At 64.7% G+C, this 24,391-nt stretch carries 23 protein-coding genes; 9 read left to right on the top strand and 14 right to left on the bottom strand.

Annotated elements, in window-relative coordinates; genetic code table 11:
• Positions 1–76 precede the first annotated feature (76 nt).
• The 3 genes from ABIB35_RS02570 (at position 77) to ABIB35_RS02560 (ending at position 4,070) form a co-directional block, all read left to right on the top strand.
• Positions 77–1,498 (top strand): class II fumarate hydratase, encoded by a 1,422-nt coding sequence (locus ABIB35_RS02570; RefSeq protein ID WP_354178620.1) that lies wholly within the window; start codon positions 77–79, stop codon positions 1,496–1,498.
• A 155-nt stretch (positions 1,499–1,653) separates the two neighbouring features.
• Positions 1,654–2,325, top strand: a complete 672-nt coding sequence (locus tag ABIB35_RS02565) for a TetR/AcrR family transcriptional regulator (RefSeq protein ID WP_354178618.1) — start codon at positions 1,654–1,656, stop codon at positions 2,323–2,325.
• Positions 2,322–4,070: an MDR family MFS transporter gene (locus ABIB35_RS02560; protein WP_354178616.1), complete on the top strand. Its 1,749-nt coding sequence runs from the start codon at positions 2,322–2,324 to the stop codon at positions 4,068–4,070. Before ABIB35_RS02565 ends, ABIB35_RS02560 begins: the two co-directional genes overlap by 4 nt.
• A gap of 150 nt (positions 4,071–4,220) precedes the next feature.
• On the opposite strand, the gene ABIB35_RS02555 is transcribed toward ABIB35_RS02560, so the two are convergent.
• The 3 genes from ABIB35_RS02555 to ABIB35_RS02545 form a co-directional block, all read right to left on the bottom strand.
• Positions 4,221–4,691, bottom strand: a complete 471-nt coding sequence (locus tag ABIB35_RS02555) for an NUDIX hydrolase (protein ID WP_354178615.1) — start codon at positions 4,689–4,691, stop codon at positions 4,221–4,223.
• A 4-nt stretch (positions 4,692–4,695) separates the two neighbouring features.
• Positions 4,696–5,208 carry a prepilin peptidase gene (locus ABIB35_RS02550; protein ID WP_354178790.1) on the bottom strand — a complete coding sequence of 171 codons (513 nt, stop codon included), beginning with the start codon at positions 5,206–5,208 and terminating at the stop codon, positions 4,696–4,698.
• A 75-nt stretch (positions 5,209–5,283) separates the two neighbouring features.
• Positions 5,284–6,564 (bottom strand): ABC transporter substrate-binding protein, encoded by a 1,281-nt coding sequence (locus tag ABIB35_RS02545; protein ID WP_354178613.1) that lies wholly within the window; start codon positions 6,562–6,564, stop codon positions 5,284–5,286.
• Between the two features lie 303 nt (positions 6,565–6,867).
• On the opposite strand from ABIB35_RS02545, the gene ABIB35_RS02540 reads away from it, so the two are divergent.
• Entirely contained in the window at positions 6,868–7,692 is an 825-nt protein-coding gene (locus ABIB35_RS02540; RefSeq protein WP_354178611.1) for a DUF1206 domain-containing protein, read from the top strand.
• A 21-nt stretch (positions 7,693–7,713) separates the two neighbouring features.
• On the opposite strand, the gene phoH2 is transcribed toward ABIB35_RS02540, so the two are convergent.
• Both phoH2 and ABIB35_RS02530 read right to left on the bottom strand, forming a co-directional pair.
• A complete protein-coding gene (phoH2, locus tag ABIB35_RS02535) occupies positions 7,714–8,991 on the bottom strand; it encodes an RNA 5'-3' helicase PhoH2 (protein ID WP_354178788.1) in 1,278 nt (425 codons plus the stop codon).
• A gap of 373 nt (positions 8,992–9,364) precedes the next feature.
• Entirely contained in the window at positions 9,365–10,126 is a 762-nt protein-coding gene (locus tag ABIB35_RS02530) for an isoprenyl transferase (RefSeq protein ID WP_354178609.1), read from the bottom strand.
• 186 nt (positions 10,127–10,312) lie between these two features.
• On the opposite strand from ABIB35_RS02530, the gene trhA reads away from it, so the two are divergent.
• Entirely contained in the window at positions 10,313–11,053 is a 741-nt protein-coding gene (trhA, locus tag ABIB35_RS02525) for a PAQR family membrane homeostasis protein TrhA (protein WP_354178608.1), read from the top strand.
• Between the two features lie 2 nt (positions 11,054–11,055).
• Here trhA and ABIB35_RS02520 read toward each other — a convergent pair whose 3' ends face one another.
• From ABIB35_RS02520 to mca, 3 genes are read right to left on the bottom strand one after another with little or no spacing between them, the layout of a single operon-like run.
• Positions 11,056–13,230, bottom strand: a complete 2,175-nt coding sequence (locus tag ABIB35_RS02520; RefSeq protein WP_354178606.1) for a thioredoxin domain-containing protein — start codon at positions 13,228–13,230, stop codon at positions 11,056–11,058.
• Between the two features lie 8 nt (positions 13,231–13,238).
• On the bottom strand, positions 13,239–13,598 hold the full coding sequence (locus ABIB35_RS02515) for a hypothetical protein (protein ID WP_354178604.1): 360 nt from the start codon (positions 13,596–13,598) through the stop codon (positions 13,239–13,241).
• A gap of 48 nt (positions 13,599–13,646) precedes the next feature.
• Positions 13,647–14,564, bottom strand: coding sequence for a mycothiol conjugate amidase Mca (mca, locus tag ABIB35_RS02510; protein WP_354178602.1), 918 nt, complete (start codon positions 14,562–14,564; stop codon positions 13,647–13,649).
• Between the two features lie 60 nt (positions 14,565–14,624).
• On the opposite strand from mca, the gene ABIB35_RS02505 reads away from it, so the two are divergent.
• Positions 14,625–15,083: a DUF4307 domain-containing protein gene (locus ABIB35_RS02505; RefSeq protein ID WP_354178600.1), complete on the top strand. Its 459-nt coding sequence runs from the start codon at positions 14,625–14,627 to the stop codon at positions 15,081–15,083.
• A gap of 220 nt (positions 15,084–15,303) precedes the next feature.
• The gene (gene greA / locus ABIB35_RS02500) at positions 15,304–15,795 is read left to right on the top strand and encodes a transcription elongation factor GreA (RefSeq protein WP_354178598.1); all 492 of its coding nucleotides are present in this window, start codon (positions 15,304–15,306) and stop codon (positions 15,793–15,795) included.
• Positions 15,796–15,807: 12 nt separating this feature from the next.
• On the opposite strand, the gene ABIB35_RS02495 is transcribed toward greA, so the two are convergent.
• The 6 genes from ABIB35_RS02495 to ABIB35_RS02470 all read right to left on the bottom strand — a co-directional run bounded on the left by ABIB35_RS02495 (position 15,808) and on the right by ABIB35_RS02470 (position 21,702).
• On the bottom strand, positions 15,808–16,410 hold the full coding sequence (locus tag ABIB35_RS02495) for a rhomboid family intramembrane serine protease (protein ID WP_354178596.1): 603 nt from the start codon (positions 16,408–16,410) through the stop codon (positions 15,808–15,810).
• Between the two features lie 3 nt (positions 16,411–16,413).
• Positions 16,414–17,655: a threonine ammonia-lyase gene (ilvA, locus tag ABIB35_RS02490; RefSeq protein WP_354178595.1), complete on the bottom strand. Its 1,242-nt coding sequence runs from the start codon at positions 17,653–17,655 to the stop codon at positions 16,414–16,416.
• Between the two features lie 2 nt (positions 17,656–17,657).
• Entirely contained in the window at positions 17,658–18,890 is a 1,233-nt protein-coding gene (locus ABIB35_RS02485; protein WP_354178593.1) for an AI-2E family transporter, read from the bottom strand.
• A gap of 53 nt (positions 18,891–18,943) precedes the next feature.
• A complete protein-coding gene (locus tag ABIB35_RS02480) occupies positions 18,944–19,915 on the bottom strand; it encodes an aldose 1-epimerase family protein (protein ID WP_354178591.1) in 972 nt (323 codons plus the stop codon).
• 20 nt (positions 19,916–19,935) lie between these two features.
• Positions 19,936–20,658, bottom strand: a complete 723-nt coding sequence (locus ABIB35_RS02475) for an ANTAR domain-containing protein (RefSeq protein WP_354178589.1) — start codon at positions 20,656–20,658, stop codon at positions 19,936–19,938.
• A 198-nt stretch (positions 20,659–20,856) separates the two neighbouring features.
• Positions 20,857–21,702 (bottom strand): Bax inhibitor-1/YccA family protein, encoded by an 846-nt coding sequence (locus tag ABIB35_RS02470; protein WP_354178587.1) that lies wholly within the window; start codon positions 21,700–21,702, stop codon positions 20,857–20,859.
• A gap of 355 nt (positions 21,703–22,057) precedes the next feature.
• Here ABIB35_RS02470 and ABIB35_RS02465 point away from each other — a divergent pair, with 355 nt between their 5' ends.
• The gene (locus ABIB35_RS02465) at positions 22,058–23,374 is read left to right on the top strand and encodes a branched-chain amino acid ABC transporter permease (RefSeq protein ID WP_354178786.1); all 1,317 of its coding nucleotides are present in this window, start codon (positions 22,058–22,060) and stop codon (positions 23,372–23,374) included.
• Between the two features lie 13 nt (positions 23,375–23,387).
• Positions 23,388–24,368 carry a branched-chain amino acid ABC transporter permease gene (locus tag ABIB35_RS02460; protein ID WP_354178585.1) on the top strand — a complete coding sequence of 327 codons (981 nt, stop codon included), beginning with the start codon at positions 23,388–23,390 and terminating at the stop codon, positions 24,366–24,368.
• Positions 24,369–24,391: the final 23 nt, after the last annotated feature.

Here is a 24,391-nt window from a genome sequence, read left to right as displayed (position 1 = left end):
GCCGGGGCCAACTGCCCGCGGCCCCACCGTGACGGCGCGTTTCTGCCCCGGCGCTGCGGATACTAGGCTTGGGACCATGACTTCTGACACTCCTGAATACCGCATCGAACATGACACGATGGGCGAGGTCCGCGTCCCGGTCAACGCCCTCTACCGTGCGCAGACCCAGCGCGCCGTCGAGAACTTCCCGATTTCGGGCAAGCCGCTGGACAGCGCACACATCGAGGCCCTCGCCCGCATCAAGAAGGCCGCAGCCACCGCGAACGCCGAGTTGGGAGTGCTCGACGACGAGCGCGCCCGGGCGATCGAGCAGGCCGCAGACCTGGTGGCCGGCGGCACCCTGGATGACCAGTTCCCGATCGATGTGTTCCAGACCGGATCCGGCACCTCCTCAAACATGAACACCAACGAGGTCCTGGCCGAGCTCGCAACGCGCGCCCTCAAGGAAGCCGGCAGCGAGACCACGGTCCATCCGAACGACCACGTCAACGCCTCACAGTCCTCCAATGACGTGTTCCCCACCTCCGTTCACGTAGCCGCCACCTCGGCCCTGATGAACAACCTGATCCCCGCCCTTGACTACCTGGCCGCTTCGCTGGAGCGCAAGGCCGTGGAATTCAAGGACGTCGTCAAGTCCGGCCGCACCCACCTCATGGACGCCACCCCGGTAACCCTGGGCCAGGAATTCGGCGGCTACGCAGCGCAGGTCCGCTACGGCATTGAGCGCGTTCAGGCCTCCCTCCCCCGCGTCGCCGAAGTTCCCCTGGGCGGCACCGCCGTCGGCACCGGCATCAACACCCCCGCCGGCTTCCCGCAGCGCGTTATCGAGATCCTGGCCGCAGACACCGGCCTGCCGCTGACCGAAGCCCGCGACCACTTTGAGGCACAGGCCAACCGCGACGCCCTCGTTGAGGTCTCCGGCATGCTGCGCACCATCGCAGTTTCCTTCTCCAAGATCGCCAATGACCTGCGCTGGATGGGGTCCGGGCCCAATACCGGCCTGGGCGAAATCGCCATCCCCGATCTGCAGCCGGGTTCCTCGATCATGCCGGGCAAGGTTAACCCGGTCATCTCCGAGGCCGTCATGCAGGTTGCCGCGCAGGTGGTGGGCAACGACGCCGCCATCGCCTGGGCGGGTACCTTCGGCTACTTCGAGCTGAACGTGGGCATCCCCGTCATCGCCTCGAATCTGCTGGAGTCCATCCGCCTGCTCGCCAATTCCTCGCGGATCATGGCGGACAAGATGATCGACGGCATCGAAGCCAACGTGGAGCGCGCCCGCTACCTGGCCGAGGCATCCCCGTCCATTGTGACCCCGCTGAACAAGTACATCGGCTACGAGAACGCCGCCAAGATCGCCAAGTTTGCGGTCAAGGAGGGCAAGACCATCCGCCAAGCTGTGGAGGAACTCGGCTACGTGGAGCGCGGCGAACTGACCGTGGAGCAGCTCGACACGGCTCTGGACGTGCTGTCCATGACCAAGCCGCCGCAGGCCTAGTCCTGCAGGCTTCCTTCAGTAGCACCTCGCGTCATGCCGCTTAGGCGGCTGACGGCGGCAGCTGGGCATCCGGCCTTTGGCCGGGTGCCCTGCTGCGTCTCTGCACCGCTTTGCTGCAATTGCACTTCGGGTACGAGGGTGCAAACATTTACTTTGTGACTGATAGTGCATTGACTGAAGGCGGCGGCCTCCGTGAGCGAAAACGCACCGCAACCAAGCTCGCCATCATTACCGCGGCCCGCATTCTGACCGCTGAGCGCGGATTCTCGGGGTACACCGTGGAGGAACTGTGCGAGGAAGTGGGCATCTCCCGGCGGACGTTCTTCAACTATTTCCCCGCTAAGGAAGACGCCGTCCTTGGTTCACCCGCTGACGAAATTCCCGCTGATCTGGCCGAGGAGTTCATTTCCAGCGGAGCCGGTTCCGACCCAGGATCGCTGTCACCCTCCCTGCTGTCCGACTTCGTGGATTTCGCCACGGCCATGATGGACCGCATGGTGATGTCGCGGGACCAGATGGTCCAGCTGAAGCTGGCCGTCGCCGCCGAGCCGCGGCTCCTTGAAAGGGCACTGCACGGTTCCCGGGAAGCCGAAGATACCTTTGCCGGCCTCCTGTCAGCCCGGGAAGGCCTGCCGCCTAAAGACCCGCGGGTGCAAGCCGCCCTGGCGTTGTTCACCGCGCTGGCCCAGCAGGCCGGACCGGCATTCTTTGAACCCGGGAACACCCGCCCCTACCGTTCCATCCTTACTGAAGCCGTGAACGCCATGCACGAAGTGTTCGCCTCCACATCCCCCCTGACCGATCCCTCCCCCAAGGACCCTTCATGACCGCCACTGCCACTCAGGGCTCCGGGCCGCTGCTGCTGACCCAGAAACGCATCTGGATCATCTTCTCCGCGCTGATCGCCGGCATGCTGCTCTCCAGCCTCGACCAGACCATCGTGTCCACCGCCATGCCCACCATCGTGGGCGAGCTGGGCGGCGTCGAACACCAAACCTGGATCACCACCGCCTACCTGCTGGCCACCACCATCGTGATGCCGATTTACGGCAAATTCGGTGACGTCCTGGGCCGGCGCAACCTTTTCCTCTTCGCCATTGCCCTGTTTACGCTGGCCTCGGTGGGCTGCGCCTTTGCCACTGATTTCTGGGGCTTCGTGATTTTCCGGGCCATCCAGGGCCTGGGCGGCGGCGGTCTGATGATTCTGTCCCAGGCCATCATTGCCGACATTGTGCCCGCCAACGAGCGCGGCAAGTACCTTGGCCCGCTTGGCGGCATCTTTGGCCTCTCCGCCGTTGCCGGCCCCCTGCTCGGCGGGTTCTTTGTGGACCACCTGACGTGGGAGTGGGCGTTCTACATCAACATTCCGATCGGCATCATCGCCTTTGTGGTGGCGTTCTTCACCCTGACCCTGCCGAACAAGAAGGCCATCAAGCGCATTGACGCCGGCGGCGTCGTCTTCCTCTCCATCGCCACCACCTGCCTGATCTTCTTCACCGACTTCGGCGGCCGCGACGATCACGGCTGGACGGATCCGATGACCCTGGCCTTCGGCGCCGGCCTGCTGGCGGCTGCCTTGATATTTGTGATGATCGAGCGGCGGGTCGAGGATCCGATCATTCCGCTGAGCCTGTTCAAGAACCCCATTTTCGTCAACGCCACCGCAATCGGCTTCACCCTGGGCATGGGCATGTTTGCCGCCCTGGCCTTTGTGCCGACCTTCCTGCAGATGTCCACCGGCACCTCCGCTGCGGTCTCCGGTCTGTTGATGCTTCCCATGATGGTGGGCCTGATGGGCACCTCGATCTACTCCGGGCTGGCCATCACCAAAACCGGAAAGTACAAGAAGTACCCGATCATGGGCGCTGTGCTGGTGATCGCCGCAATGCTGTGGATGACCACGCTTTCCGCCGAAACCCCGGTCTGGGTCATCTGCGGCCAGCTGTTCGTTTTCGGTGCCGGCCTGGGCTACATCATGCAGGTGGTGGTGCTGGTGGTGCAGAACTCCGTGCCCGTGGACCAGATTGGTACCGCGACGTCCAGTAACAACTACTTCCGCGAGGTGGGCGCGTCCCTGGGCGTGGCGATCTTCGGTGCGATGTTCACCTCCCGGCTTGCCGGGAAGCTGAACGAGACCTTCACCGCTGCCGGCCTGGATGCCGGCGCCGCAGGAGAAGCCACCGCCACGCTGCAGCCTGCTGTGCTGGATACCCTGCCGCAGGAGTTGCGCGACGGCATCGTCACTGCCTACGCCGACTCCCTGGCTCCGGTGTTCTGGTACCTGATCCCCTTCCTGGTTATCGCCCTGGTGCTGGCGCTGTTCCTGAAGCAGATTCCGCTCTCCGACGTGGCCGGTATGGTGGCCCGCGGCGAGGCCGTGGGCGGTGCCGAGGCGGATCGTCTCGAAGCCGAACGGCTGGCCGCACTGCAGACAGGCCCCACGCCGTCGGCCGCAGCACCGTCGGACTCCGATGTGAAGGACGCCGAGGTGAAGGACACCGAACCGTCAGACACTGGGCTGAAGGGCTCCGGGCTGCAGGACTCGGCCTCTCGAAACCCTAACGTCGGCTAAGCCGGCCCGGTGCCGCAGGCAACCAGCGATGGCCCCGCCGAGTGCCGCGCACACGCGACTTCCAGGCGGTTATGGCCGCACGAACGCTACTCTCGACGGGGCAAAACCGCACGAACGCTACTCTCGACGAGGCAACGCCGCACGAACTGTTCAGCGTTCGAAGGAGGGGACGCCGTCGGCCGCCAGCGCCAGGTTCAGCAGTAAAGTGTGCCGTTCGCTCAGCACAGGCAGCCGGTCCAGGGCAAACCAGCCAACGTCGATGGATTCATCATCGTTGACCCGTTCCTGGCCGCTCACGTACCGGCAGCTGAAGGCCACGTTGAGGAAGGAGCACTGGTCGTGGTTCGGGAAGGTGATGGGCCCGTGGGATCCGACGTGGATGAGATGCTCAATTTCGGCGGTGACGCCGGTTTCCTCGGTAACCTCGCGCAGGGTTCCGGCGGCCGGTTCTTCGCCCGGTTCCAGCATCCCGGTGATCAAGGTCCAGCGGCCGTTGTCTGCGCGGCGCACCAGCAGCACCCGCTGCTGATCATTGAGGACAACCGCTGTCACCCCGGGGAGCCACAGCAGGTCGTGGCCGATCTTTTCGCGTAGGGACAGGACAAAATCTGGGGTGGGCATCCCTCTACTGTAGGCCAGGCAATGCCAGTGCCAGGGCTGCGCCGGCCAGCATGAACGGCCCAAAGGCAATGGCTGTTTTGGTGGTTCCGCGCCGCGAGAGAATCAGCCATACACCCCACAGTCCGCCCAGCAGGAATGCTGCGAATGTGCCGGCAAGGACATACGGCCAGCCCGCAAATCCGAGGTAGAGCCCCAACACTCCGGCCAGCTTGACGTCGCCAAAGCCCAGCCCCGAGGGGTTGCTGAAGCGCAGCAGGAAGTAGGCACTCCAGAGCACGACGCCGGCCAGCACCATCCCGGTGATCCGGGACGTTTCACCGGCGGCCAGGGCAGCCGTTCCGAGCAGCAGCAAGGACACCGGATAGGCCGGGAGCACCAGCCGATTGGGCAGGCGGTGTGTGGCGGCGTCCACCGCGCTGAGCCGCACTGCCAGCACCAGGAAATATCCGGCGGCAGCGCACAGCACCCAGAATGCCGGGCCGCCCAGCAGCCGGTACTCCCCCAGGATCCCCACCATGGGAACACCGTAGCCCACTGCGGCGGTCAGGGATTTCCAACGGCCCCGGCCTGTGGACAAGCGACACGGGCGCCCCTACTTGGCCCCGATGGCCGCCGAGACCTCGTCGATGAATTGCTTCCCGGCCTCCTCGGGAGTGATCTGCTCGAAGAGCACTCCCGAGTTCACCCGTTCCAGGATCTGCAGCGTATTGGTGGAACCCACCGGACCGATGATCAGCGGCCGGTTGGCGTATTCGCCCATCCGCCCAACAAACTGGCTTTCCACCTGCTGCGCCTCCGTCAACTCCGGCTGGATGGCTTCAAGCACATCAGGGTTGGACGGGATGCCGCGGTCAGTTCCGATGATTTTTGCGGCCTCCGGGTCGTTGATCAAAAAGTCGATCAGGGCAGCCGCCTCTTTGGGATGCTCGGTCTGGGAGTAGATGGAGTAGATCTGGGACGCCTGCAGCCAAACGCCCGGCTGGGCATGGGATTCGCCCGGGGGACGGATCAGCTGCAGCGGATCGCCCGAGGCGCTCTGGTATGCGGCGTACTGATTGCTCCAGGCGAATTCCATCCCCGAAAGCCCGCGCCCCATAAGGCTTTGTTCCGGCCCGGCCAGCCCGTCGAGTTCCGCGGACAGGGCAGCATCCGGTGCGGCTCCGGAGGCCCGCAGCTCCGCCGTCATGTCCCACCAGTCAGCCAGGGTCTCCGCCTCGATGTTCATTCCGCCGTCCTCTGAGTACACCGATTCCCCGTTCTGCCAGGCGTACACATCCAGCGCTTCCATGGAGGTTGGATCGGCGGTTCCAAAAACGCCGTCCGGGGACTTGGCCGAGATCGCCTCGGCTGTCTCCGCGTAGTCCTCCCAGGACCAGGTGTCTTCGTCCGGCAGCGGCACGCCGGCCTCTTCGAAGACGCGGGGGTTGATCAGCAGTGCGTAGGTATTGTTGCCCGTGGGCACGCCGTACTGGATTCCGCTGAAGTTGCCGTTTGCCAGTGCCGATTCCGGAAGCTTGCCCAGGTCCAGCTCCCCGCTGACCTCGGTCAGGTCCATCAGCGCGCCGCGGTCCCCGTATTCCCGGGGGTAGGCCCCGCCCAGCGTGATGACGTCTGGCGCGTCGCCGCCGGCAACGGTAGTGGCCAAACGGTCGAAATATCCGTTGAAATCCGCGAACTCCGGCTTCACCGTAATGTTGGGATGTGCGTCTTCGAAAGTGTCGATCGCCCGCTGGGTAAGTTCCGCGCGGTCCGAGTTTCCCCACCAGGAGAAGCGCAGCTCAACCTGTCCGTCCGTTTCTTCGGTTCCGGGCGCTGCGGAAGATCCGCAGCCTGACGCCGTCAAGGCCAAGAGAAGGGCCGCGGCAGCGGCCATTCTCTTATGCAGCCGGGGACATCCGCCAGGTGAGCAGGGGATACGGCGTCTTTCGGAACGGGTCACGGCAGGTCTCCTCATTGAAACGTCTCAACACGATGTAGAAAAACTATTACCGGAATTGTTGACGGTGTCAACATATTTCCTGGGATTTTCCAGAACGAGGCCAGGGACCCACCCCAGCCGTTCGGACTACGCTTGCGTCATGAACTCTGGCCGTATCCGACGCCTCATAGGATGCCCACACCCAGGTGGTAACCTCGGCCTCGGTGGTCGCCGCAGTCGGTGTACCGGGCCGAGCCGATGACGGACCGCATCGTTGCTGAGAGCGCAGCCCAAACCCTGGAACGGGCCTCCAACAGCGACGGCCTGAATGTGCTGGCGCGCACCGGCTTTGCCGTCATGGCGCTGCTGCATATCCTGATCGGTTTCATAGCGCTGCGCCTGGTGCTGGGCGGGTACGGCGACGCGGACACCGGCGGCGCCCTGAAACCACTGGCGGCCTCTCCGGCGGGCCCCCTGCTGATGTGGGGCGGCTGCGCGGCGTGCGCCGCACTGGCCCTGTGGCAGCTGGGCGAAGCCACCGTCCGGGTGCGCCGCAAATCCACGGGCAAGCGGCTGTCCAAGGCAGTGTCGTCGGGGTCGTTGGTTCTGATCTACGGCAGTGTGGCCCTGACGTTTGCCGCGTTTGCCCGGGGACGCGGCCGGGACTCGGGCGACTCGACGGCTACCTTCAGCACCGCTGTCCTGGCCTCCCCCGCCGGCATGCCGGCGCTGATCGCCGTCGGCCTGCTGATCCTGGGCATCGGGATCTATTTCATTTACAAGGGCCTACGGCGCAACTTCCGCAGCGAACTGCGGCACTTCAAGGGAACCAAGCGCGGGCAGGTCATTGACCTGCTCGGGCTCACCGGCCACATCGCCAAGGGTATCTCCCTGATCCTGGCCGGCGGCCTGTTCATCCTTGCTGCCGTCCATAACAGCCCCAGGGAATCCACTGGCCTGGACGGCAGCCTCAAGCGGCTCCTGGACACCCCCGCAGGACCGCCAATAGTGGCGGTCATAGCAGCGGGCCTGATCTTCTATGGACTCTTCGCACTGGTCCGGGCCCGCTACGGCAGGATGTAGGGGGCCCGGACAGACCAGCCCTCAGCCGATCTGCCCGTCTTCCAGCAGCTCGGTCACCAGCGCGGCGATCGGCGAGCGCTCCGAGCGGGTCAGCGTGATGTGGCCAAACAGCGGATGTCCCTTCAGCGTTTCGACAACAGCGGCCACCCCGTCGTGACGGCCTACCCGCAGATTGTCGCGCTGCGCCACGTCATGGGTGAGGACCACGCGGGAGTTCTGGCCGATCCGGGACAGCACGGTCAGGAGGACGTTTTTCTCCAGGGACTGTGCCTCGTCCACGATCACAAAGGAGTCGTGCAGGGACCGGCCGCGGATGTGGGTGAGCGGAAGAACTTCCAGCATGCCCCGGTCCAGGACCTCCTCCAGCACCTCCTTGGAAACCAGAGCCTCAAGCGTGTCGAAAACCGCCTGGCCCCACGGCCCCATCTTTTCGGCCTCCGTCCCCGGCAGGTAGCCCAGTTCCTGCCCGCCCACGGCGTAGAGCGGGCGGAAGACCACCACCTTGCGGTGCTCCCGGCGTTCCAGCACGGCTTCCAGCCCCGCGCACAGGGCCAGCGCCGATTTTCCTGTCCCGGCCCGGCCGCCGAGTGACACGATTCCCACCTCCGGATCCATCAGCAGGTCAATCGCCAGCCGCTGCTCGGCGGAGCGGCCGTGAAGACCGAACACGTCGCGGTCGCCGCGTACCAGCCGCACCTGTTTGTCCGGACCCACCCGTCCCAGCGCCGATCCCCTGGCGGACAGCAGGACCACGCCGGTATTCACGGGCTGCTCCGCCGCCTCCGGGATGAAGACCGGGCGGTGCTCATAGAGGCCGTCAACATCGGCTTCGGCAACATCGAGCTCAACGACGCCGGTCCACCCAGTGTCGCGGACCAGGTCGCTTCGGTACTCCTCGGCGTTCAGCCCCATGGCCGAGGCCTTCACGCGCATGGGCAGGTCCTTGGACACCACCGTGATGTTCCGTCCCTCATCGGCAAGGTTCCGTGCGACGGCGAGGATGCGGCTGTCATTATCGGTTCCGCGGATTCCGGCTGGGAGAACGTCCACCGAAACGTGGTTCAGTTCCACGCGCAGGGTTCCGCCGGACTCCCCCAGCGGAATGGGCGCGCTGAGCCCGCCGTGTTCGATCCGCAGGTCATCCAGCAGGCGCAGCGCAGAGCGCGCAAAGTATCCCAGTTCGGGATCGTGGCGTTTCTTCTCCAATTCGGTAATGACGACGAGCGGGAGGATCACTTCGTGTTCGGCGAACCGCAGGATTGCTCTGGGGTCTGAGAGCAGGACCGAGGTATCCAGCACATAGCCGGCCGGTTCACCGCCGGCCTCGGTCGCGGCCGAAGAGGTTCGCGGGGAGGAGTAAGTTGCCACGGAAACTCCAGTCAGGGGCGGTGCCCCGGATAGCTGGGCGGGGAGGTCCGCAGGCCGGAAAGGCGCAAACGCGGCCTTCCTGCACCAGATTCTGTGCGCATGGTTCTGGGCACATCATTTTGGGCTCCGGCCTCCGGTTCCATCAGCAGGTCGCTGATCAATAGCACCAAGGTACGCCGGACCGACCCCGGGCCGCAGGAGGACACGGTCCTGTTTTTGTCCGGTTCCCGTGAGTTTACCCAGTGTTCACGGGGTACCCGGACAGTGTTCACGGGGTACCCCGCCCGGGGATACGGGCTCCGGATCAGGAACCGAAGCGGCGCTGCCTGCTGGCATAGTCACGCAGGGCGCGGAGGAAGTCCACGCGGCGGAAGTCGGGCCAGAGCGCTTCGCAGAAATAGAACTCGCTGTACGCACTCTGCCACATCAGGAAACCGGAGAGCCGCTGTTCGCCCGAGGTACGGATGACCAGCTCGGGATCCGGCTGGCCGCGGGTGTAGAGGTACTCGGAAATCTGCGTGTCACAGAGTTCCTCGGTGATCTCTGCTATCGATTTTCCCTGCGCCGTAGCGTCGTTCAGGAGTTCCTTGACGGCATCCACAATTTCCCGCCGGCCGCCGTAGCCGATCGCCACGTTGACGTGCAAACCGCTGGCGCCGCTGGTGCTGGCGCCCAGGGCCGTGAGCTTTTCAGCCAGGTTGGCGGGCAGGATATCCAGGGCGCCCACGGCGTTGACCCGCAGGTCCCCTTTCTCCCCCAACCGGTCCAGCGTGTTGCCGATGATGTCCAGAAGCGGGTCGAGTTCATCCGGATCCCGGTTCAGGTTGTCCGTGGAGAGCATATAGAGCGTCACCCGCCGCACTCCAAGCTCCTGGCACCATCCAAGGAATTCCAGGATCTTGTCTGCGCCCGCCTGATGGCCGTCACTTGTGGGCGCGCCGGCCAGTTTTGCCCATCGGCGGTTCCCGTCCACCATGACGCCGATGTGTGCGGGGATGCGGTCAGGCGTGAGGCTGCGGCGCAGCTTGCGCTCGTAGAAGGCATATACAACGCCCGGAAACCTCATGCGGAGCCGCACCTGCCTGTCCTCTGTGGCGGAATGAAACGTCTCCGCGGTGGTGGGAGGCGCACTAAAAAGTGTATTCCCAAAAACATGCCAGCACTTCCGGTGAAGCCCCGCGCCCGCCGAAACCGTTTCGGCCCTCCCACCTACCGAACCGTAACTTACCTGCTCGTAGGTTAGGATTTTTCCATGACATCTTCATCGTCGTCCGCTCCGCCGGAGCACAATCCCAGCTCCCGAAACGCTCCCGGTCCGGTTGAATCCGCAGTGGAACGCGCCGCCGATGCTCTGGAGATCAAACCGAAATTCCGCGGCTGGCTCCATGCCGGCGCTGCCCCGTTTGCGCTGGCAGCCGGCATTGTGCTCATCGTTCTTGCCCCCACCACCGGAACCCGGATTGCGTCGGCTGTGTACGCCGTCACCGGGGTGCTGCTCTTTGGCGTTTCCGCCGTTTATCACCGCGGCAACTGGTCGCCCAAGGTCAAAAAAATCCTCAAGCGGCTGGACCACACCAACATCATGCTGGTCATTGCCGGGTCTTACACTCCGCTGGCCTGGTCGCTGCTAGCGCCGGAGAAAGCCAAAGTCCTGCTGTGGTTCATCTGGGGCGGCGCCGTGGCAGGTGTCCTGTTCCGCCTGCTCTGGCTGAATGCACCGCGCTGGCTCTACACCCCGGTCTACATTGCACTTGGACTTGCGGCCCTGGTCTACATTCCGGATTTCTTCAGCATCAATCCGACGGCCGCCGTGCTCATCTGTGTGGGAGGCGCCTTCTACATCGCCGGCGCGGTCGTCTATGCCCTCAAGAAGCCCAATCCGTCACTGGCCTGGTTCGGCTTCCACGAGATCTTTCATGCCTTCACCCTCGCCGGGTTCGCCTGCCACTACGTTGCCATCCTCATGGCCGTGCTTTCAGTCGGCGCTTCCTAGCCTCATCCTTCTGCGAGCAGCTCCCGCAGCTGTGCCGCGGTACTGACCGGCCGGCGGCAAACCATGCCCCGGCACAGGTAGGCCACCGCCGGTACGGCTCCAGGGTCCCGCCCCTGAAGCAGCGGCACCCGGGTTTCACTGACGGTAGCCGCGTCCCCGACAATCCGCCAGGCCGTCACCAGTCCCGGCCCCCCGACGTCGCGCGCTGCCCGCAGCAACTCCTGAACTGCCGAGGCATCCGTCCCGGTCACCGCGAGCTCCCGTGGACCCTCCTGCAGAAACTGCAGCACCGACAGCGCCCAGCCGGCGGCCTGCGGCGCCTGCGCTCCCACCACGTCCACGTATCGCAGCAGTGACCGAGCCAGCGCCCGGTGCCGCAGCGAGCCCGAATACGCGGAATAGGTCAGCAGCACACCGGCAAAGAGAGCGGCACCGCTGGGAGTGGGCCCGTCCAGGGGGTCAGCGGCGGCATGCGGACCCTGGGCATTGACCAGCTGGTTAGGGCGCAGTGCGGTGTCCTGCAGCACGTCGGAGGCCAGGAACCGGCTCTCCGCTGCCAGGACCAGAGACTCCGCCGCCGCATACCACTGATCCTCGCCCGTGGCGGAGTAGAGGGCAAACAGCCCTTCGGCCACGGCTGCGTAGTCTTCGAGCAGGCCTTCAATGCCCTGCGCACGGCCGTCGTGGGACACCCGCCGCAGTGTGGGGCCGGCCCGATGCACCCGCAGCAGATACGACGCAGCGTCCCTGGCTGCGCCAAGGAAACGCTGCGCGTCCTCCTCCTCCCCGGCGTCGGAGAGTGCGACCGCGGCCGAAGCCAGCGCTGCCAGCGCAAGTCCGTTCCACCCGGCCACCACCTTGTCATCCCGCTCCGGCTGCGGGCGCCGGTTCCGGGCGGCCAGCAGGGACGGCCGGTGCCGGAGCCACACATCTTCTTCGTCTTCGCTGAGCGGACGCCCAAAATGCAGGGTGCTCGCACTGTCTCGGCCGGGGTCCGGTGTTCCGCCGTGCCCAGTCATGGTGCCGGATTCCAGATCCAGCAGGTCCAGCACTAACCGCGCCTCCGCGCCCAGCACCTGGTCCAGCTGCGCCGGAGTCCAGACATAGGTTCCGCCTTCCACCCGGCGGCCCTCCATGACGGTGTCCGCGTCCAGGGAGGACGCAAATCCGCCTCCCTCCACGCGCAGCCGGTCCAGCATCCAGGTCGCCGTCTCACGTGTCACCCGCAGCGCCAGCCGGCGGTCGCCGGGATCACGGGCCAGCCTTGTCCACTGCGCGTAAAGCGCCAGCAGCTGGACGTTGTCATAAAGCATCTTTTCAAAGTGCGGCACCGCCCAGCGGCGGTCCACGGTGTACCTGGCAAACCCGCCCTCCAGCTGGTCATACAGTGCGCTGCGGGCCATGGCGCCCAGTGTTCTTTCGGCCAGCGCAGCTGCTTCCCCGGCAGTGGAGCCTCCGCTGCGGGCGTGGGCCAGCAGGAACCGCAGCACGGTGGAGGGTGGAAACTTTGGTGCACCGCCGAAGCCGCCGTACTGCCGGTCCTCAAGACCGGCGAGCGTCTGGACGGCAGCGGACAGGGTGCGGCCGGACTCAGCGGCTTCTTCCTCGGCTTCCGCGCTGCCCGCGGCCAGGGCCCCGGCGTCCAGGAGCGGGCCCAGCAGACGCCGGTTTCCCTCCTGGGCAGAGGCCAGATGCGCCGCAAGCTGGGCGGCACTGCGCTGAACTTCCTCCGGCCGCTCTGACCAGGCTGCTGACACGGCTTCCAGTACCTGCCTGAAGGATGGCATGCCCTGAACCGGCCGCGGTGGAAAGTACGTTCCCGCATAAAACGTACGCCCGTCCGGAAGGGTGAAAACACTCATCGGCCAGCCGCCCTGGCCGGTCATGGCCTGAGTGGCTGCCATGTACACGGTGTCCACATCCGGGCGTTCCTCGCGGTCCACCTTGATACAGACGAAGTGCTCATTGAGATAGTCCGCGGTGGCCGGATCTTCAAAAGATTCGTGGGCCATGACATGGCACCAGTGGCACGCCGCATATCCCACCGATATGAACACCGGAACATTCCGCCGCCGTGCCTCGGCGAAAGCCTCGTCACCAAAGGGCCACCAGTCCACGGGATTGCCGGCATGCTGGCGCAGGTAGGCCGAAGCCTCCCTGAGCAGTCTGCTGGCCATGGGTGCCCTTAGCCGCGCTTGTAGTAACCCGGGGTGATGTCGTCACCATCGACCGCGGGCTTGGACGCGGACTCAGCGCCGGTTTCGGCGGTGGTTGCCGCATTGACGGTGTTGACGCTGTTGACGTCTTCGCTGCTGGGAATGAAGACGTCAGAACCGACGCCGGTCAGGGCCTGTTCGCGGTACCGGACCCGGCGAATGCGCTTGACCATGTCACGGATGAGGAACACCACCGCCAACGCCAGGAAGAGGGTCGCCAGGAAGCCCAGCAGACCGGGGGTGACATCCGCGATGCTCAGGCCGGTTTTCAGCTCGCCGTCCTCGGGGCCGGGGGAAACGGTCAGGGGCAGGCTGTACAGGAAATTCACGGTGTTTCTCTCTCTTGGCAGCAGGCGGCTTCACGCCGTCCCTGCCCTCTATCGTATGCCAGCGAACAGGTCGGTCTCGGGCAGCCCGGTCTCCACTTTGGACGTGATCAGCGAATAGTCCTCCCAGGGCCAGATCGTCCGCTGGGTCTCGGCGTCCACGGCAAAGAAGAATCCGTCCGGGTCAACCTGGGTTTGGTGGCTCTTCAAGGCCCGGTCACGGGCTTCAAAGAAGTCTCCGCAGGGGATCTGGGTAGTGGTCGGATGCGTCGGCACCGGCAGCTGGTGGCCCTCGGCGTCCGCTTCCTGCCATGCGGCAATGCGTTCGGCGTAAGGCGAGTCGACACCCGCCTCCACGAGCGCATGATGCAGGGCAGTGAAGCGTTCGGGGTTGAAGGCACGGTCGTAGTACAGCTTCAGCGGTTCCCAGGGCTCGCCCGTCCCGGGGTATCGTTCCGCGTCCCCCGCGGCGTTGAAGGCCTCAACGGCGATCTTGTGCGCCATGATGTGGTCCGGGTGCGGATAACCACCGTTTTCGTCGTAGCTGACGATCACGTGCGGACGGAATTCCCTGACGAGCTTAACCAAGGGCGCGGCGGCACGCCCGAGGGGCTCCAGCGCGAAACAGCCAAAGGGCAGATCCGGCAGCGGATCCCCTTCCGGGAGGCCGGAGTCCATGAACCCCAGCCAACGGTGCCGGATGCCCAGCTCCCGCTGCGCATTGGCCATTTCCGTGCGCCGCAGTCCGGCAAGGTCCCGCTTGGCAGCCGCATTGGACTCCAATGCGGGATTGAGCACACTGCCACGCTCACCGCCGGTGCAGGTAGCCACCATGACTTCCACGCCCTGGGCAGCATAAAAGGCCATCATCGCTGCCCCCTTGCTGGCCTCGTCGTCGGGATGGGCATGGACTGCAAGCAGCCGCAGCGGTTCCTGGCGGTGGTAATTATCAAGCAGGACGGTCGACACGAAGCAGCTCCTGAGAAGGTCGGCGAATATCGGACGGGGAAACTCGGATAAAATGAAGCAGTGAGCACTGAGGAAGGTCCTGTCAAGCAGCCAGCCCCCGAGCAGATCCCGGATGGTTTACCGTCCGCATCAAGATTAGCCAATCGGTACGGCGCTCCCAAGCCGGGACTGTCCCGCCGGGCCAAAATTGTTGCCACCATAGCTGCCGTGGTGCTGGGATGCGGTGGGGCAGCCTATCTGGCGATGCCCTCACCCGGCGGTGAAGTGTCCTTCAAGGATGTGGGATTCAGCATCATCGACGCCGAGCATGCCACCGTGGACTTCCAGGTCACCAAGGATCCAAAGGACAGCGCGTCCTGCGCCATCCAGGTGCTCAACGAAAGCTACGCCGTGGTGGGCTGGAAGCAGGTCACCATTGGCCCGGCGGAGGAAGCAACCACCGGGCAGCGGCTGGACGTCCGCACCGACTCTCTGGGCGTGACCGGCGGAGTGAACGCCTGCTGGCTCCTGGACGACTAGCCCGGAGCAGGTTCGCCTGACCCCGATCGCCGGGTTCTTGGGTAATTGGGTTTGGCTGACTAGTATGGAGCCTACGTTATGCCCCGCCCAGGTGATCAGCCCAGTGACCGGTCACCGCCCGGCGGGGTCTTTGCTTGTCAGGCCATTCCGGCCCCTACAGCGAAATCAGCCTGCCCAACCGGACTCTTTTGGTTCGGTTGTCACTTAAAAGGAGAGACCCGTGTCTACCAACAGCGCACCTGCCGCTTGGCTCACTCAGGAGTCTTATGACCGCCTGAAGGCGGAACTGGATCACCTGTCCGGCCCCGGCCGCACGGAAATCGTTGCCCGCATTGAGCAGGCGCGTTCCGAGGGCGATTTGAAGGAAAACGGCGGGTACCACGCGGCCAAGGAAGAGCAGGGCAAGGCTGAGGCCCGGATCCGTCAGCTGACCCACCTCCTGGAGACCGCGCATGTTGGCGAAGCCCCGGCGGACGACGGCGTGGTGGAACCCGGCATGCTGGTGGAAGCCAAGGTTGCCGGCGACGTGGAGACCTTCCTGCTGGGAAGCCGTGAAATTGCCGGCGACTCGGACATCAACGTGTACAGCGAAAAGTCGCCCCTGGGCGCGGCAATTCAGGGCATGAAGGCCGGCGACACCGCCACTTACACGGCCCCGAACGGCAAGGACATCTCCGTGGAGATCATCTCCGCCAAGCCCTACGCAGGCTAGTTCACCGCACCGCTACTGCGGGCCTTCCCACCGGGAGGGCCCGCTTTTGCTTGTGCGCAGGTTCTTTCGGTGCCGGCTGAGCAGCACCGCTGCCAGTACGCCTCCCGCGGCCCCGAAAAGGTGGGCCTGCCAGGAGACACCGATGTTTACCGGCAACACGCCCCACAGCAGCGACCCGTAGATCAGGAACAGGACGCCGCCGAGCAGCAGCTGCAGGAGGTCCCGGTTGTAGATTCCGCGGACCATCAGGTACGCGAAGAGTCCGAACACCACGCCGGACATTCCCACGGTCAGCCCGCCGCCAAAAAGCCAGACGCCCACCCCTGACGCCAGCCAGGACACGGTCAGCACCACGAAATACCGCCGGACACCTTCCAGCAAAGCCAGGAAGGAAAAGACCACCAGCGGCAGGGTGTTTCCCAGCAGGTGGTTAATGCCGACGTGCAGCAGCGGGCCAAAGACGATCCCGTCAAGTCCGTCCACCCTGCGCGGCAGGATGCCCAGCTCACGCAGGGACGCCGGTCCGATGAACAGGGCCAGAAAATAGCACAACCACATCAGCGCGGCCAGCCCGAGCGATATGTACAGGGCCGTCCTGGCCCGCTTGGCGAGCATGCCCTACCCGTGCAGGACGATTGGCTGGAACCCCTGAGCGCGCAGGTTGTTCAGCACCAGTTCACAGTGCTCATGGCCCTTGGTTTCCATGTTGATGGTGATGGCCACGTCGCCCATGCTGATCGAACCGCCTACACGCGTGTGGTCCACCCCGGTGACATTGGCGTCAGACTCAGCGATGATCCGTGAAATGGTCGCCAGCGAGCCGGGCCGGTCATCCAACAGGATCCGCACCACCAGGTACCGTCCGGCGGCGGCGAGGCCGCGCTGGATCACCTTGAGCATCAGCATCGGGTCGATGTTTCCACCCGAGAGGATCACGGCGGTGTTGCCGGGGTTCTCAATCTTGCCGTCCATCAGCGCGGCTACGCCCACGGCCCCGGCGGGTTCCACCACCATCTTGGAGCGCTCGAGCAGGAAAATCAGTGCCCGTGCCAGCGAGTCCTCGCTGACCGTCACCACGTCATCCACCAGTTCCTTGATGATGGAAAAGGGCAGCTGGCCCGGACGTCCGACGGCGATGCCGTCCGCGATCGTGGACACCTTCGTCAGCGGCACCAGGGCATCAGCGGCCAGAGACGGCGGATAGGCGGCGGCGTTTTCAGCCTGAACGCCGATGATGCGCACCTCGCGGCCCAGTTCCTTGGCCCGTGACTTGATGGCAACGGCAACGCCGGCCAGCAGGCCCCCGCCGCCCACACCCATGATGACGGTGTCCAGGTCAGGAATCTGTTCCAGCAGCTCCAGGCCGATGGTTCCCTGTCCGGCCACCACGTCTACATTGTCGAACGGATGCACGAAGACGGCGCCCGTCTCGTCGGAATAGCGCTGGGCCTCAGCGAGGGCTTCGTCCACATTGTGGCCGTGCAGGACCACCTCGGCTCCGTGGCCCCGGGTCGCCGCCAGCTTGGGCAGCGCCACCCCCAGCGGCATGAAGATCCGGGCCTTGATTCCCAGCCGTGCTGCAGCAACCGCCACACCCTGCGCATGGTTTCCCGCGGAGGCGGCAACAACGCCGCGGTCACGCTCGGACGGCGAGAGCTTTGCCATCCGAACGTAAGCTCCGCGGACTTTGAACGAACCAGCGCGCTGAAGATTCTCGCACTTGAAGTAGACGTTGGAGCCCGTTTGCCGCCCCAATGCCCGGGAGAGCTCAATGGGCGTCCGTGCAATGACCCCGTCCAGGAGTTTTGCGGCTGCCTCTATGTCGTCAAGGGTCACGGGCAGGTCGGGCAGATCAGTCACAGTTACTTCTCTTCGTCGGCAATGTCTTGGTGGGCTTGAACAGGTTCATCAGGTTCATCGGGTCGGGGCACTACTCCACCCAGGGCTGCGAAGACGGGATCCCGGGCCAGCGCGGGGTCGCTTTCCCATCCTCTGGAGGCGATGTAGCGCACCACGGTGTTCAGGATGGCCAGCAGCGGTACGGAAAACAGTGCCCCCGGGACTCCTGCGGCCAATGTCCCGCCGGTGACCGCCAGGATCACGGCCAGGGGATGCAGGGCAACTGCCCGTCCCATGATGAGGGGCTGCAGGATGTGCGATTCCAACTGTTGGACCAGCAGCACAATACCCAGCATGATCAGTGCGTTGACCCAGCCGTTCGCAACCAGGGCCAGCAGCACGGCAACAATTCCGGTAACAAAGGCGCCCACAAGCGGCACAAAGGAGCCAAGGAATACGAGGACCGCAAGCGGCAGGGCCAGCGGTACACCGATGATGGCGGCACCGGCGCCGATCCCCACAGCGTCAATAAACGCCACGAGCAGCTGCACCCGAACGTAGTTGACCATGGAAACCCACCCGTGAATTCCTGCGCCATAACCTCCGGGGCGGGCCCGGCGCGGTAGCAGTCCTGCGATGTACCGCCAGATGCGGCGGCCGTCCAGCAGGAAGAACACCAGCGCGAAGAGGGTCAGGAGGACGCCTGCGGCAAAGTGGCCGGCGCCGGTCCCCACAGACAGCGCTCCGGAGAGGATGTTGGCGGAGTTTGACTGCAGTGCACTGGTGGCTTCTCCCAAGAGGGTGTCCATCCGGGTGGTGGTGATTTGCAGGGGCCCGTCGGCCAGCCACTCCTGGATCTGGGTCACTCCGGACAGGGTCTCATCCCAGAGGTCCCGGAATCCCAGTGCCAGTTGCCGCCCCACCAGCGTCAGCGCGGCCACGATCACCCCCAGGAAGGTGACGATGGTGACTGCCACGGCCAGGCCTGCGGGAACCTTGTTGCGGCGCAGCCAGCCGGTGACCGGAGAGAGCAGCCCGGCCAGCAGAGCGGCGATCATGAGGGGAATAATCAACAGCGAGAAGTTCCGCAGGATCCAGATCAGCCCAGCGGCTACAACCAGCACCACGCCCAGGCGCCACGCCCAGGCTGCACTGACGCGCAGCGCGTACGGGACGTCGTCGTTGCCCCTGCTGGATCGGACAGCCGCAGCCTGTACCGCTTTGGGCGCGGCAATGCTGCGTGCGTGAGGTCTCATGGGCTCATCTTTCCACACTCGATGGTTGCAGTTCCCACCTTTACGTCAGGTCCTTAGCCGGCCTGTTCCGGCCGGATCCCCCACTCCGCGGTAAAGGTGCTGCCGGGCTCCAGCCAGCGCAGTCCATCCCCGGAGTTCAGGGCATTGGCGGGAGCAGTCATGGGTTCCAGGGCCACCGCGCGGGTGCGGCCGGGCAGCTGGTCGGTGAGGAAAACGTGGACGTAACCAAACTCCGGTCCGCTCCACAATGTGACGCTCCGACCGTCAGGTGCTGCCAGCCGGTGCCGGTGTTCGCCGTCTTCCAGCGCCAGGATGGTATAGGCGCTGTCCAGGTCCTGGTTTCCGATCCGGCGGCCGGCCCGGAAATCACAGTCCCCGGCAACCGGCTCCCGGCCAACGGGGATCAGGCGCTCGTCGACCGTCAGCCGGATCTCCCCGGCAACGGTCAGTGTCAGGTCCTCCACCGGAACGGAGCCGATCCGCAGGAACGGATGCGCTCCCAGCGCAAACGGTGCCCGGCCCTGCCCCACGTTGGTGAGGCTTTGGCGTACCCGCAGGCCGCCGTCGTCGTCAAGGCTGTAGGCCGCTTCGTGAAGGAGGTGGAACGGATATCCGTGCTGGGCAAAGACCTCGGCGCGCAGTGTGAGGCTACTCTCCGCTTCACCGTCGGCGGCGGCGTCCGCGTTCGCCGCAGGACTGTAGCCGGTATTGCGGAGCAGTCCGTGGCTGGCGTTGCCCCTGGCCGGCTCCGTGATGTCCAGCTGCTGGGTCTGCCCGTCCAGCGTCCATTTTCCGCCGGCCACCCGGTTGGGCCAGGGTGCCAGCAGGATTCCGGAGGCCGACGGCGGCGGGGACGTATCCGGGTATGTTTCCACATATTCGGTGCCGTCCACGGTATAGCTGCGCAGAGCCCCGGCGAGCGATGCGATGCGTGCTTCCGCCCTGCCGGCGGGAGTGCGGCGCGTGATCTGATATTGGGTGCCGGTGGCTGGCCTGGCTGCGGAGGCCGTGGCGGGAGCGCTCATAAGTTCCAGCGTACAACCGCTCACTCTTCGAAGTGTGTGCTCACCCGGTCCGAGACTACCGACACCACTCCGGCAGCCACCTCGCGGATCTTGACGTTGCGGCTGTTCGAGACGCTGCGCAGGATCTCAACGGCACTCTGCTGGCTGCAGTTGTTCTGCGCCATGATGATGCCCGCCGCGAGATCCACCACGGTCCGGGATTCGAGTGCCGCCTGGAGGTTATTGGCCCGGTGTGTCTGTGCGTCCGTCCGGAGGGCGAAGGTCAGCACCGGCGCTGCCTCCGCTGCCGCACGCTCCACTGCCCGTACGGCCTCTGGCCCGAAGGCTCCCGGGCGGGTCGCATACGCGGTGAGCACGGCGCCGGCAGCATCCGCCACCGGCACGGGAACCGAAGCGAAGGCTGCCATGCCCGCCTCGGACGCTGTACTGCCCCCGCCCCTGCGGAGATAGTGCGCGTCAAGGTGGCGGACCACAACCGGCAGGCCGCTGGCCAGCACGCCCGAGGCCGGATCACCCTCCGGCTGACCGCCGTTTGGTAGTGCAAAGCAAGGCTGGCTGCCCACCCGCACCACCTGCCGGCGGGGACGCACCACAATGATGGAGGTGCCGACGACGTCCCAGTCCGCCAGATGCCCAGCGAGAGCGCCGGCGAGTGCCTTCATGAAATCTTCCGGTTCCTGGTGCGCCAGCAGCAGCTCCTGCAGCCGAAACTGTGACAGTTCGGTCTTTGCAGGCTCTGTCATGGTCCGTCCCCCTTCACCCGCTGGATCCGTCAACTCGCCAGATCCTACGGTCCGCAGGCAGGGGTGCACAGGGTGATGGCTCTCTTTTTCGTCGGGGCAACTACTTTCCCTGCTCCGGAAGAGAACAAAAAGGCCAGCAGGCAATGCCTGCTGGCCTTCGGGTGGTTGTCTCCGGGCTGGCCGGAGACAACCGGAGCGCTAGTCGTCGCCGCGGATAATGGCGAGGATGCGGATGATTTCCACGTACAGCCAGACCAGCGTCACGGTCAGGCCAAAGGCTGCGGTCCAGGAGTAGCGCTGCGGGGCGCCGGCCTGCACACCCTGCTCAATGGAGGTGAAGTCCATGATCAGGGAGAAGGCCGCCAGGCCAACGGCGAACAGGCCGATGATGATGCCCAGCGGGATGCCCGCGATTTCCATCCCGCGCACGCCCCAGGGGTCATCTACGGCACCGAAGATCATCAGGCCAACATTGACCAGAGAGAATACGGCGTAGCCGATCATCGCGATCATGAAGAAACGCATGGCCTTGGGGGTGGCGCGGACCTTGCCGCTCTTGAACAGCACCAGGGTCACGGCGAAGACGGAGAGCGTGCCCAGGACGGCCTGGAGGCCGATGCCGGGGAACATGTTGTCCAGCACGAGGGTCAAGCCGCCGAGGAACAGACCCTCGAGGGCGGCATAGGCCAGGATGAGCGCCGGAGCCGGTTCGCGCTTGAACGAGTTCACCAGGCCCAGCACAAAACCGCCCAGTGCGCCCACGATCATCAGCGGTCCGGCTGCGCCCGGGAGCACCAGCATGGGGATGGCAGCACCAACCAGAACAACGGCCAGGCAGGCGAGGGTCTTCATGATGACGTCGTCATAAGTCATCCGCCCGGTCTGGGAGGGCCCTGCTGAGGGAGCCGTGTAGAGCTCCTGCAGCTGCTGCGGGGTCATCTGTCCCTGGGGCTGGGTGGCCAGGGAGCCCTGGTTCATCCTGCCGCCGCGAACCTGGGAATTGAAATTCTTTCCGTTAAAGACCGGATTACCGCCAAGTGCCATGAAATGTCCTCCATCTGGGGGGCTGTTTACCTAGAGCCTATCAATGTCAACGGGCAAGGGGCGGTGGAGATTCCCTAAAGCAGAGTGAGCTGCGGTAACAGTTCCGCATATCCGGTGGCGTCCGGAGGCCCAACACTGGCGCTGGCGCCCCACGGCGGGAAGTCGTTACCCGATCGCGACATTCGGTCGGAGTCAAACGTCACTCCCGGAAACATTCTGTCGGTAGCATGATCCCCAATTGGTGACAAACGTCACAAATGGATCCGCCCCGGTGCCGAATATCTCGGTACGCATGGGCTTGGCGTGGAGGTTTTGGAATTTGCTAAGGACATCGGCGCTGACCAGGTATCTGGGGATGCTGGCGGCGGTGGCGGCGATGTTCGCCGCCCTGCTGCTCTCCGCTCCTGCCGTTCACGCAACAACAGCAACACCTGCACCCTCGCCATCGGACAGTGCGTCCGCACCCGCTGAAGGCGCCGCAACGGACGGTGCTGAATTCAGTGACCGCATCAGCGGGGTGCTCCGCAACGCGGGAGTCCCCATCGAAGGCGTACGGATCACTGCCGAGGGCAACGGTTACAAGGGCGAAGTGCTGACAGCAGCCAACGGTTCCTGGTCCATCGGAGTGCCGGAACAGGGCGCGTTTGAAGTTGAGCTGGACGAATCCACCCTCCCGGAGGGCGTGGCGCTGGCGGAGAACCAAGAGAATCCGCGCACCGTTACGTTTGCCGGGACTTCCAACATCACCACACTGTTCCTGCTCGGCGAGGGTATTGTCCTCCAGCAGGACAGCTTCATTTCCACACTTACTGAACGTGTTGTCGCAGGCTTGAGCTTTGGGTTGCTCCTGGCGCTGAGCGCCGTGGGACTGTCCCTGATCTTCGGTACCACCGGCCTCACCAACTTTGCCCATGGCGAGATGGTCACTCTCGGTGCCGTGCTGGCCTTCGGCTTCGCCGCGATGGGAATGCCGGTCTGGATCGCCCTGCCCCTGGCGGTGGTCGGCGGCGGGGCCTTCGGCTACGTCCAGGACGCGGGGCTCTGGAAACCGCTGCGCCGGCGCGGCACGGGGCTGGTGCCCATGATGATTGTCAGCATCGGCCTGGCCGTTGCCGTGCGCTACACCATCTTGTTCTTCTTTGGGGGAGGCACACAGCAACTGCCGGGTTCGCAAAGCCCGCTGCTGGAACTCGGACCGGTCTCCATCCCGCGGAACACCCTGATTTCCCTGTTCGTGAGCCTTGTGGTCATCCTGCTGGTGGCTCTGCTGCTGATGCGGACCCGCATCGGAAAGGCCACCCGAGCCGTCGCCGACAATCCTCCGCTGGCGGCCGCCTCCGGCATCGACGTAGACGGCGTGATCCGGATTGTCTGGGTGCTCGGCGGCGCCCTGGCCGCGATGGGCGGCATTCTCTGGGCCTATTACCGTCCCGGCGTCTCCTTCAATATGGGCCAGCAGATCCTTCTACTTCTCTTTGCAGGAGTCACGCTGGGCGGGCTCGGCACGGTGTTTGGCGCGCTGATCGGCTCCATCATTGTTGGGCTCTTCGTGGAAATTTCCACAATCTGGCTGGAAGCGGACCTTAAATATGTGGGTGCCCTGGTCATCATGATTCTTGTCCTCCTCGTCCGGCCGCAGGGAATCCTCGGCCGCCGCGAGCGCATAGGTTAGGGGCTTAGCACCGATGGACTTTACAAATATTTTTCTGGGAGCTCTCAACGAGATCATCAGCCCCACCACCGCCGCCTACGCACTGGCCGCCCTTGGACTGGCCGTGCACTTCGGCTACACGGGGCTGCTGAACTTTGGCCAGGCCGGATTCATGGCGGTGGGAGCCTACGGCTTCGCCATTCCTATCCTGTCCTTCAACGCACCGCTGCCGGTGGCAGTCCTCATTGCCCTGACCGGGTCCGTGATCTTCGCCGTCATCCTTGGCATACCGACCCTGCGCCTGCGGGCGGACTATTTGGCCATTGTGACCATTGCGGCGGCCGAAATCATCCGGTATATCGTGACCACCAACAGCATGACGCCGATTACCGGCTCGGCCAACGGCCTTGCGGCTTTCACCGGCAGCTTTTACGACCTGAACCCGGTGCCTGTCGGCAGCTATAACCTCGGTCCCTTCGCGATGAACGAACGGGACGTCTGGGTTCGGATTGTCGCCTGGGTGCTGGTCATTGCGGCCTGCTTCCTGGTCTGGATGCTCGTTCGCAGCCCCTGGGGCCGCGTGGTCAAGGGCATCCGGGAGGATGAAAACGCCGTCCGGGCCCTGGGCAAGAATGTGTACGCCTATAAGATGCAGGCGCTGATCATCGGCGGTATCCTCGGGTCCCTTGCCGGAATTATTTTCACTCTTCCCCGCGGAGCCGTACAGCCGGCCAACTATGGAACCGAGCTTACGTTCTACCTCTATACGGCCTTGCTCCTGGGAGGAATGTCCACCGTCCTGGGCCCGGTCATCGGTTCCATGATCTTCTGGGTGATTCTCTCCGTTACCCAGGGCCTGCTCTACGGAGCCATTGAGGCCGGTTACATCACGTTCATTACCACTTCCCAGGCAGGGCAGATCCGCTACATCCTTGTAGGTGTGGCCCTGATGCTGCTCATGATCTTCAGGCCACAGGGCATTCTGGGCAACAAGAAGGAGCTGGCATTCGCATGAGTTCCCAGGCAGACGAACCGGCA

This window comes from Arthrobacter sp. UYP6 (genome assembly GCF_040547315.1).
Classification (GTDB): Bacteria; Actinomycetota; Actinomycetes; order Actinomycetales; family Micrococcaceae; genus Arthrobacter_B.
The sequence above is the reverse complement of the archived record's forward strand: the minus strand, read 5'-3'. Positions and strand labels throughout refer to the sequence as shown.